Source organism: Hydrocoleum sp. CS-953, from assembly GCF_002260545.1.
Classification (GTDB): domain Bacteria; phylum Cyanobacteriota; class Cyanobacteriia; order Cyanobacteriales; family Microcoleaceae; genus Trichodesmium.
Window position 1 is genome coordinate 1 of sequence record NZ_LGSU01001370.1, and the last position, 11,362, is coordinate 11,362.

Here is an 11,362-nt window from a genome sequence, read left to right on the forward strand (position 1 = left end):
TTTACGGTTTAATCCTGTTAATGCTCTGAGTAACCTATCTTGTTTTAAGGCTCGTTCAATATTTAGCATTCTTAAAACCAAGCCGAAAATCCCTATTTTTTTCCTCTATTCGATAACTTTAGCAATATTTTATCAAATTAGTATAGCATGAGGAGACTATTTACTGATAAAATCAGAGTTAAGCCAAAAAATAAGGTCTCAAGCATCCCCTTAAAAGGGGATGAAAAAGTAAACTTCAGTATTTCAAGCCTCTGAGTACAAATAGAGGTACTGTTAAGGAAGTTCCTCCGCAGGAGGCTAACTGATAACTAAAATGACGTGAGCAAAGTAAGAGTTTCGTGTATAAGTTTTACTGGCTAAATCAACTTGAATCATCAGACCGGGAGACAGTGGGAGAAAAAGCTTTTTATTTAGCTAATCTCATGGAGAAAGGTTATCCAATTAACCCCGGTTTTGTCATTCCAGCAAATAGCTTTTGGCAATTTTTACAATATATTGATTGGTCAGACCCTTTATTATCTGATTTCCCTCATTCTTCTTTACATTTTAATATTAATGACTATCAACAATTACAACAGATTTCTCAATCAATCAACTACTATATCGTCTATACTGATTTACCATCCGAGTTAGTCTCATATTTGGAATCTGCAATTAATAATCTTAATACTGAAGCATTAATTTTTCAGCCTTATTTAGCTTCTCCTAACCTGGAAAATTTTGGGATATTAGAACCAACAATTTGTCAAGCTAAATCAGAACAATTTACCCAAGGAATTAAACAAGTATGGGCAGAAATATTTAAAGCTAAAAGTTTATTATATTGGCATAGTCACCAAGTTGATATTCAACAACTTCAACCAGTAGTTTTAGTACAACCTTTACAGTCAGCGATCGCTTCAGGAACTATTCAAGCTTTTGCAGATAGTTGGGAAATTCAAGCAACTCATGGTTTAGGAATATCTATTGAGCTGGGGCAAATTATTCCCGACTCTTATCAAATTTCTCCTGAAAATTACACCATACAAGATAAAAAATTAGGGAATAAAATTATAGCTTATAACCTTGATTCAGCTACAAAAGTAAGCTATACCAATACATGGCAAGAAGTTTATCATACTCAAATGCCTATTCCTGACACTTTACCAGCACTGCAAGCTTTTTTCTTGCCAGAAGATGTACAAAAAGAATTTACTTTAGCAGATAACCACCTACAATTATTACTGGAATTAACTCAGGAAATAACCAATAATTTCCCGAATTATTTTTGTTTGAAATGGAGTTTATTTAAAAGTGGGGATGATGCTGAACCTCAACTATTAATCACCGATTTTAAGAAACTTCAAAAAGACTATCAAGATTTAGAAAATTCATCTAGTTCGACAACAGAAGAAAAACAATCTATAGAACTTATGCAGAAACCGGGTTTATCGACAAAATTTCGTGATTTGAAAAATAATAATCAGGAAAATAAACCCGGTTTCTTGTTTGAATCTATTGAAAATAGTGAGATTCCTATCATTACAGGTATAGCAGCATCAGCAGGAAAAGTAACAGCTAAAGCTATAGTTATTCAGGGTTTTACTCCACAATTAAAAGAATTTCCTGAAGGATCAATTTTAGTTGTATCGGCAGTTATTCCTAGTTATTTGCCATTACTAAAAAATTCTGCTGGAATTATTTCTGAACAAGGTGGTATCACAAGCCATGCTGCAATTTTAGCTAGAGAAATTGGGATTCCTGCTATTGTCGGAGCTACCAATTGTACTCAGATAATTAAAACAGGTAACTATTTATTAGTTAATGGAAACAATGGAGAAGTACATCTAGTTAAAGAACAGAAAAATAATCATCAAACACTGGATATAGAAGTAACAGAAAATTCTCTTCATTCTCAAAACTTCTTTCCCATTGGCACTAAATTATTTGTAAATATCAGTCAAATTAATTCTATTCAAAAAGTTAAAGATTTACCCATAGATGGAGTAGGATTATTACGCTCGGAATTAATGGCAATTGAACTGTTAGAAAATCGTCATCCTTTATGGTGGATACAACAAGGTCGTCAATCAGAATTAATAGATTTAATGTTACAGAATCTAACTCAATTTGCTGCTGCTTTTGCTCCTAAACCAGTCTTTTATCGTTCTCTTGATTTGGGATTATTTAATTCTAGTTATCAAGAAAAACAATTTACTGAAAAACCAGAACAATTATCTCTAAATTATCCTAGCAATCAAAGCAATCATTCTAGTCAAAATATTCATTCTCAAAATCTAGCTCAAGACTTAAATTTTTCCTCTCAAACTAATTATTATAATCCCATATTAGGACAACATGGCACATTTAGTTATATGTTAGAACCAAGTTTACTAGATTTAGAAATAAATATCTTATCTGAAGTACATAAATTAGGTTATAGTAACGTTCATTTAATCTTGCCTTTTGTACGTTCTGTAGAAGAATTTAAATTTTGTTGGAGTCGAATTGAAAGCAAATGGCAGGATCAACCAAATAATTTTCAAATTTGGATTATGGCAGAAGTACCATCAGTTTTATTCTTATTACCTGAATATGTGAAAGCAGGCGTACAAGGTATTGCTATTGGTACTAATGATTTAACACAATTATTGTTAGGTATAGACCGAGAAAAAGCAGAAATAAAAAATGCTTTTGATGCTCGTCATCCAGCAGTAATGAGAGCAATTAACCAATTAATTTCTCAGGCTAAAACTGCTGGTATTCCTTGTTCTATTTGTGGTGATGCTCCTGCTTTATACCCAGAAATAATAGATGATTTAATTCGGTGGGGTATTACTTCCATTTCTGTTAATGTGAACGCTGTTGAGCAGANAAAAAGCAGAAATAAAAAATGCTTTTGATGCTCGTCATCCAGCAGTAATGAGAGCAATTAACCAATTAATTTCTCAGGCTAAAACTGCTGGTATTCCTTGTTCTATTTGTGGTGATGCTCCTGCTTTATACCCAGAAATAATAGATGATTTAATTCGGTGGGGTATTACTTCCATTTCTGTTAATGTGAACGCTGTTGAGCAGACTTATCAAGCGATCGCTCGTGCCGAACAACGTTTAATATTAGAAGCAGCTCGACTCAATAATGGATAATGGATAATGGATAATGGATAATGGATAATGAAAACTACAACAGGATTCGTAGATTGGGTTGAGGTAACGAAATTCCACATCAACTATGGTCGAATAATAGTTTTATTTGGGTACTATTAAAATTTGTTTTTATCGTTCAGCAGCATAGTTTAGATAAGCCAAAATATCCTGTTGTTTCAATAGGGAAAATCTGCTAATAATTCTTCATAAGTCTTTCCTGTAGCTAGATCGGGAAGTACATCATAAACAGTTATTATTATAGCTCTAACACAAGGTTTTCCACTACGTTTTCCTGGTTCAATAGTAATAATATTTTGTTCTAAGATGACATATTTATTTGACAGATTAGGAGAATTTTATTTTACACAAATTCAAGGATTTTCTAACTATTTTAATTTCTCTTTTTCTTGAGGGTGACTCCTTCAAAGCGATCGCTCGCTCGTGCTGAACAATGTTTGATTTTAGCAGCAGCTCGACTCAATAATGGATAATTAATAATGAAAACTACAACAGTATTAGTAGGTTGGGTTGAGGTAACGAAACCCAACATCAACTATGGTGGAATAAAAGTTTCATTTAGGTACTATTACAGCGGTTTTCATTTGAGTAGACCACAGTAGGGGCGAGCAAGTGAATCGCCCCGTAAGGGGTTTTGGTTATGACGATGTAGTTTATCCATCTGAAAAACGCTGTAAAGTTTATTTTTCCCGTTCAGCAGCATAGTTTAGAAAAGCCAAAATATCCTGTTTTTTAAATATGTAAAATCTTCTAACATGACATATTTATTTGACAGATTAGGAGAATTTTATTTTACACAAATTCAATGATTTTCTAACTATTTTAATTTATCTTTCTTCCCACATTTCCCACATTTCCCACACCCTGCTTTTTTCAGCAAACCCTAGCTAGCTTTTCTCCCCGTGAGCTTTTGCAGTCTTTCGCAAAGTTTCTGAAGGCAACTCCCCAAACATGGTTTTGTAATCTCTAGTAAAATGACTCGGACTGTAGAACCCAAATTCACTAGCGAGGATGGCGATGAAGCAATTTTCTGGTTCGCATCCCTTCAGGTGTTGTCGCACTGTATTAAGTCGTCGTACCTTGAGATAGCGCATAGGACTCACGCCAAATAAGTCCTGAAAACCATACAATAACGCAGAACTGCTAGACCCTAAATTTTCAGCTAGTTGTTTTAAAGTCAGAGGTTTATCTAAGTTAGCTAACATTTTTTTCTCTGCTTGAGCAATCAACTTTGCTCTTCGGGAAGGTTTGAGGAAAGACTTAGAATTTAATTTGATGGGAATCTTACTAATCAACAAAGGTAAGAAATCATCAGCAACCAGTTTCTCAATGTGAGGGTTTTGAAACCAACTCGGTTGGTGTACTGCTAACCAAATCAGTTGTTTCAGATAATCTTTAATTTCTTTCATCCCAGTTAGAGGCAAATTCACATGATTTTTACTCCGGAAATTATCGTCTAGATCGTGGCGTTGTAGTTTGTCTGCATAAGTATCAAAAGTTTTAACAGGGATGATAATGTGTGTCAATGCTCCACCTTGAGGAAAGATGTTGTCTGCTTCGGTGTTATTGAAACCAAAAACACTCCTTTGAGGTTTGACAGGGTGACGGAAGGAGTAATATTCCTTTTCATTCTCAGACCAAAGTATCGCAAAAGAGATGCATCCCTTTGTACCATCACCCGAAAATTGAAACCCTTGGTTCACCTGATTACATACGAAAAATATGTCACCAACCTGGATCGACAAAAACTCAGCTTGAAGAGAACCGGGAGTCAGTTGTATTATTTCCTTATTTTTATACTCAAAAAACTCTTTGAAATTCTCTATATCTCTAAAGGATTTGGAGATAATCTTCGGATTGCTCATCCCACCAGCATCTTCAGCTTGGGCAATTTTACTATTGTTTGTATCTCTCAACACACTCATTTTTGGACTACCTTTTCAAAAAAATAATCAAACAACCTATAAGCAAAGCTAATAGTTTAAAAAAATTAGTTATTGAATTTCTATAGCTTAGAAAGTTGGGATTTTCGATCATCCACAGAGATAGCTTACTACTAAAGTAACTTTTAAGTCACAGAGTAGGCATGACCCACCGTGATGATACTGTTGGCCTTGTAAGGCCAGGAAAATTAGCCTTGTTGAAAAGCTAAACAACAAAGTTTCCAAATATAAGTTTTGTTTATCAAGTTTTACTGATGATTTTGAATCGAATTTGGAGAACGGTCGTCGTAGTGGCGATCGCTACCTCCCTTCTCCTTGGAAATATCATATTACCCACAAGTCCTGTTCTTGCTCAAGTAACGGGAGATACCTCTGAAAATCCTAGTTTTGATTGGGAGGAAGAGTATGCTTACACTCTTGGCGTGCAGGCATTTCTCTATGCTTTGCCTTGGACTTACACGCCCAAGGCGTACTTGGATCGTTTGGAACAGAACGATGGAACAGTCAACCAGTTTATGCACATTCGAGAACTGAGAGATGCAAGCCATCAGGAAGGTGGCGCACCTACCAACGACACCCTCTATTCCCTTGCAGTCTTATATCTTGGTAACGAGCCGATCATCCTATCAGTTCCGGAACTCTCCGAACGCTACTACACAATGGAAATGACTGATTTTCTGGCAGATAACTTTGCCTATGTTGGTAAGCGTGCCACTGGAACAGAAGCGGGCAACTATGCCATTGTCGGTCCCAATTGGGAAGGTGAGTTACCTCCCGGTGTGAAGGAAATTGAAGGTCCTTCAGCCACGCCGTGGGCATTTCTTACGGGTCGAACTATGGTAACTGAGGAAGAAAGGCAAACAGGCGACCGAGAAGAACCACACAGGATTCAAAATATGTACCGGCTCACACCTCTGTCCCAATGGCTCGATCCCGATGCCCCTCTACTAGAAGTACCCGAGATCTGCCCGCCCTATTCCCGCTTAGATCCACTTGCAGATTGGAAAAACATTAATTGTGCAATGGTTCAAAATCCACCCGATCCTGATGATTCCGACCTGCTTGCATTGTTTAAGTCCATTGGCATTGGTCCCGATTTAAACGTTGAACTTCAAAGTGACAGCACCAAGCGCGGTCTTGAGCGTGCTGCTGTAGACGGTCTAAAGATCGTTAATGAGGCTTTTACCGAAGGGTACGGACAAAAACAGGTTAACGGATGGAACTACCCTCCCCCAGAGGTTGGCAGGATGTCACAAACAGGCGATTGGCTATTACGTGCAATTCAGGTGCAGAAAGGTTTTATCACTCATGATGCAATCGAAGCAATCTACATTAATGCGTCAGTGGATGAAGATGGTAATCCGCTGTCTGGGGCTAATCGTTATGAACTCCGCTTTGAGGAAGGTCAGGAACCTGATGTCAATGAATTCTGGTCGATTACCATGTACGACAGTAACTCCAATCTGGTTGACAATCCGATTGATCGCTATTCATTGGGAGACCGAAGCGGTATGGACATAGACGAAGAAGACGGCAGTCTGACAATTTCCATACAAAAGGATAGGCCGAACGAGTGTCTCAGTGATAACGAGTGTCCCAACTGGCTGCCCACACCTGAAGGAAATTTCTTTATGTTCATGCGCCTCTACTTGCCGGGCTACTCAGGGTTGTCACAGTGGTGGGAACCACCTGCTTTGAAAAATCTCGATGCGCCGACTGAAACCACATCCTTGTCTACTGAAGCTATTGAAAGTATGGCTCAAGAAGATTTTTGGGAGACAATCATTCAGCAAGTTGAGAAACGTTATTCAACTAAGTAGATGAAGTAAATCTACGATTCTGGCATCTCACAATGGGTTTGGTAGTTTCCAAGCCCATTGGCTGAGTGTACGTCCAGCGAGTGGGTGATCGCCTCTAGTTAGGAAGCGATCGCCCAACCCAAAAAAAGCAAATTGGTCAGTTCCCCGACTCTCCTACTCCCCACTCCCCATTGCCTCCCCTTCCCCACGGGGATCTGCTGCTCCTTCCAATATCCCAGTCTCATCCATCACAATTACATTTGCATTACCCCAACCACGTCGCATTACCACATTATGTCCGCGCTGTTTTAACTCATTCACAGTTACCTCACTAAACCCCCCTGTTTCCAACATCAATTTATCTGGCAACCATTGATGATGAAAACGTGGAGCAGATACAGCTTCCGCAGCATTCATTTGATACTCCAACACATTCAAGACAACCTGCAAAACCGTCGTAATAATTGTACTTCCTCCAGGAGCACCAGTCGCCATAATTAACCTGCCATTCTCCGTAACAATAGTAGGAGTCATACTAGACAAAGGAGTTTTTCTCGGAGCTATAGCATTCGCCTCACCCCCCACCAAACCATACAAATTTGGCACCCCAGGAGCAACAGCAAAATCATCCATCTCATTATTTAACAATATTCCTGTTCCAGCAGTTACCACTCCAGCACCAAAACTACCATTAATTGTATATGTCATACTAATAACATTTCGTTCTGCATCCACGACAGTCAAATGAGTAGTATCGGGAGATTCCCAAATATGACTCCTTAAAACTTCTGGTGATACTGGTTCTACTTCACTCGAACGTCTGACTTTTTCAAGATTAATTTCCTCACGTCGTTTTTGCGCATAACTCAAGCTAGTCAATTCCTTAACTGGCACTTCCACAAAATCTGGGTCTCCCAAATATTTAGAGCGATCGGCATAAGCAACCCGCATTGCTTCAGTCAGTAAATGAATAGTATCAGGATTTTCCCTACCCCATTTTTGCAAGTTTGTCTCTCCCACAATATTTAATATTTGTAGTAGATGTACCCCTCCAGAAGATGGTGGTGGCATCGCACAAACTCTCGCTTCCCGAAACTTTCCACAAATAGGTTCACGCCATATCGGTGTATAATCTTTCAAATCTTCTAAAGTAATCAAACCTCCTGCTTTAGCCATATCAGTAGCGATCGCCTCAGCAATTTTACCCGTATAAAAGCTTTGAGGATTTTTAGCAATAGTTTCCAAGGTTTGAGCTTTATCAGTTTGAATCAACAAATCTCCTGGTTGATATACTTCACCATCCTTAGTAAATATATCCCTAGCTGCCGGATTTTTATTAATTACCTCCAACCGTCTTTCCAGCCTACTAACGAAGATATCGCTCACCTCAAACCCATCACGAGCATAACGAATAGCTGGTTTGAGCAATTCTGACCAGGACAACTTACCATAGTATTTATGAACATTATACAATCTTGCCACAGTTCCCGGAACTCCCACTGCTAAATGTCCATCTAAACTTGCTCTTTTATCTACTTCTCCCTTTTCATTAAGGTACATATTTCGAGTTGCTGCTTTAGGCGCTCTTTCCCGAAAGTCTAGCGCTCGAATTTTATACTGTTGAGTCTCAGAATTTTCTGGAGGAGTTCCCAATAGTAAAAAACCTCCACCTCCAATACCTGCCGAAAATGGTTCTACTACTGAAATAGCAAACGCTGTAGCAACCGCTGCATCTACTGCATTGCCCCCTTTTTCTAGCATTAATTTTCCTGCTTCACTAGCTAGGGGATGAGCTGAAACTACCATACCTTCCTTACTCCGTTTTAATTCTGCTAGGGGTACAGATTTTTGGGAGTTAGAAGTACAGCCAAACAGTGATATAGAAACAGCCATACAACTAAATATTAGTATTTGGCTTTTAGTCTTAGGAAATCGAATCTGAGGCATTTAGCAACTACTGGGATTAATAATAATGATTCTTTATATCATGTCCGGTAGCATCGGTATTGCAAGTGAGAAGGTAAGGAAGAAGAAAGAAGGAAGAAGAAAGAAGAAAAAGCTTACATAAGGTAAATATTTCCCCAACTTTTAAACAAACGATACCAGCGGACATAATATTATACCATTTCTCAAAAACTTTTCTACATTTGATTGAAGTAGGGGAGTAGGGGAGTAAGGGAGTAGGGGAGAAGTAAAACAAAGGAATAATTGATGCTAAATTAACTAAAACTAATAAAAAAGTAATTACCTTAGTTTAATTACTTAATAACTGAAGTGTTATCCAAGGTCTTGCGTTAATGCATGGGAATTGGTATTATTCCTAAATTTACCAAAATAGTTAGGTCGCGCAACCGCGACTTTTAATTAGTTAGCCGATAGAACATCCATTCCGCTTTGGTTCCCATATCAAATGCGGAACAACTGCGGCAGCTATATTGCTCTCTTTTGGAATTATTGATGTTTTATTCATCTATTGTCCAATAGTTAGGGTAGGCTGATTAAATCTCAAAACCTTTATAGGTAAAAGTTTCAGCCTTTTCATGTTTTATATTGATGTTTTATTCATCTATTGTCCAATAGTCAGGGTAGGCTGATTAAATCTCAAAACTTTTACCTGTAAAGGTTTCAGCCTTTTCATGTTTTATATTGATGTTTTATTCATTTGTTGTCCAATAGTTACCGAAAAATAAAGGTATAAAGCCTCTCACTCCCCGTGGAGAAACAAAAAAATTCTTCCTTTTATTCAATCCTATCCGTTTTTAGGGAGAGGTAATTATCAATTATCCATTATCAATTATCCATTATTGAAAGGAGTTTCTGCGCAGAAGTCAAGTACATATCCGCAAGTAAGTGTGGCAGCTATATACTTTCATGCAACAAAGCCGCCTTTAAGACTAAAAAGTTAGGATGGCTGGCAGACAAGCACAAAAAGATAAAGGTACAATTATTCCTCCTACTTTCGGAAGTCTTCCCACACTTCCCAGACTTCCTACACTTTCTTGACCGACTACCAAAATAATTAAAGTAATAGTTTGACATACTCCCGACTTTGCGCTTACAAGGGCAGAGCGGGATTCTTCAGTCAGCAAAAACTGACCGCTGTTTTAACAGAGGTGATGTCCTCCCCCTATGATGACGCTTGCAATAACAAAATCCTCCTAACTTGTCAAGGGCTTATGAACGTTTAGCTTGTGGAGGTATCCGAATCTTGGCCCGGGCTTTCCTTTATGACGCTCCCCTGCGGGAGAGCGCGGGACTTCCCGCCAGGGAAGTTAACTTCTGACTTCTGACTTCTGACTTCTGACTTCTGACTTCATATAAATAACTGGCCTATCAACCAATTAAATCTATCAAAATATACAAAAATGTCTTAAAATTTTATTTATGACTATTACAATTTTATTAAAAACTAATACTGTTTTAGATTTTTGTGACTAATTGACTAAATTTAGGCTTTTTTAAAACACAAAATAATTCTTAAACTGTATTGTTATTTACAATACTCCTTGAGTACCACAAAACCTTGTAATTGTCAAGAAAAAACTTTTATAGTTTTAAATTATGGAATGGCAAGAAAATTCTGGTAATTGGGTATTAATACCTTCTCACCCCAAAGCAGTCATACATTTTTTAGGTGGAGCGTTCGTAGCAACTGCACCTCATGTAACTTATCGTTGGTTATTGGAGATTCTAGCAAATCAAGGCTATGCAGTAATAGCTACTCCTTTTGTCAATACTTTAGACCATTTAGCAATGGCTAAAAATGTTCTCAGCACTTTTGAGAATTGTCTTAATCATTTATATGCTAGTAGAAGACTCAGGAAAAAATCTTTACCTATATATGGAATAGGACATAGTATGGGATGTAAGTTACATTTACTTATGGGTAGTTTATTTTCCATAGAAAGAGCTGGCAATATTCTGATATCTTTCAATAATTTTGCAGCTCGTGATGCCATTCCCCTGGTCGAACAAATATCTTCTGTAGTGAAAGTAGAGTTTACTCCGTCCCCAAAAATGACAAATAGCCTAATTCAAAAACGTTATCGAATTCGGCGCAATTTATTAATTAAATTTAATGATGATGATATAGATCAAACCCTTCGTTTGAGCGATCTATTACGACTGCGTTTTCCCAGTATGGTCACAGTTCAGAGATTAAACGGAAACCACTTGACACCCTTGGGTCAAGATTTAACTTGGTCTGTAGGAAAAGTATATACCCCTGTAGACGCCGTTGGTCAATGGCTGAAACAAGAGGTTTATCGGGACTTAAATAAACTTAAACGTGAAATCCTACTTTGGCTGAACCCCCTAGCACCAATATCATAGCCTCATCCTGATAAATTCCAGATTTAGATATTAGCATCAAAAGTATTATTTTGTTCTGGAGAATATGGCAAATAATTTTTAGCAATTAACAAACAGTTACGATTATCCGATGTACGGGTATAACTAATATTGTCTGCTATAGCA

The 11,362-nt window shown here is 37.6% G+C and carries 7 protein-coding genes and 2 pseudogenes; 4 read left to right on the forward strand and 5 right to left on the reverse strand.

All coding sequences use genetic code 11. The features are described 5' to 3' along the window. Nucleotides 1-389: 389 nt before the first annotated feature. On the forward strand, nucleotides 390-2,853 hold a 2,464-nt coding region (locus AFK68_RS46570), incomplete at its 3' end, for a putative PEP-binding protein (protein ID WP_371357572.1). A 1-nt stretch (nucleotide 2,854) separates the two neighbouring features. After that, nucleotides 2,855-3,126 (forward strand): annotated as a pseudogene (locus tag AFK68_RS26480) (putative PEP-binding protein); the annotation flags it as partial. A gap of 129 nt (nucleotides 3,127-3,255) precedes the next feature. Here AFK68_RS26480 and AFK68_RS26485 read toward each other — a convergent pair. The 3 genes and pseudogenes from AFK68_RS26485 to AFK68_RS26490 form a co-directional block, all read right to left on the reverse strand. Further along, nucleotides 3,256-3,452: pseudogene (locus tag AFK68_RS26485) on the reverse strand (DUF433 domain-containing protein). A gap of 65 nt (nucleotides 3,453-3,517) precedes the next feature. Beyond that, entirely contained in the window at nucleotides 3,518-3,676 is a 159-nt protein-coding gene (locus tag AFK68_RS37410) for a hypothetical protein (protein WP_168186669.1), read from the reverse strand. A gap of 355 nt (nucleotides 3,677-4,031) precedes the next feature. Then, nucleotides 4,032-5,069: a helix-turn-helix domain-containing protein gene (locus tag AFK68_RS26490; protein ID WP_246844477.1), complete on the reverse strand. Its 1,038-nt coding sequence runs from the start codon at nucleotides 5,067-5,069 to the stop codon at nucleotides 4,032-4,034. Nucleotides 5,070-5,341: 272 nt separating this feature from the next. Between AFK68_RS26490 and AFK68_RS26495 the strand changes: the two genes are divergently transcribed. Continuing rightward, nucleotides 5,342-6,907 (forward strand): DUF1254 domain-containing protein, encoded by a 1,566-nt coding sequence (locus AFK68_RS26495; protein WP_094676502.1) that lies wholly within the window; start codon nucleotides 5,342-5,344, stop codon nucleotides 6,905-6,907. Nucleotides 6,908-7,060: 153 nt separating this feature from the next. Here AFK68_RS26495 and ggt read toward each other — a convergent pair whose 3' ends face one another. Together ggt and AFK68_RS26505 are read right to left on the reverse strand one after the other, a co-directional pair. Then, nucleotides 7,061-8,833 (reverse strand): gamma-glutamyltransferase, encoded by a 1,773-nt coding sequence (ggt, locus tag AFK68_RS26500; RefSeq protein WP_210407639.1) that lies wholly within the window; start codon nucleotides 8,831-8,833, stop codon nucleotides 7,061-7,063. A gap of 947 nt (nucleotides 8,834-9,780) precedes the next feature. Continuing rightward, nucleotides 9,781-9,975 (reverse strand): hypothetical protein, encoded by a 195-nt coding sequence (locus tag AFK68_RS26505; protein WP_094676506.1) that lies wholly within the window; start codon nucleotides 9,973-9,975, stop codon nucleotides 9,781-9,783. A gap of 472 nt (nucleotides 9,976-10,447) precedes the next feature. Between AFK68_RS26505 and AFK68_RS26510 the strand changes: the two genes are divergently transcribed. Beyond that, nucleotides 10,448-11,218, forward strand: coding sequence for a DUF1350 family protein (locus AFK68_RS26510; RefSeq protein WP_094672117.1), 771 nt, complete (start codon nucleotides 10,448-10,450; stop codon nucleotides 11,216-11,218). The last annotated feature ends 144 nt before the right edge of the window (nucleotides 11,219-11,362 follow it).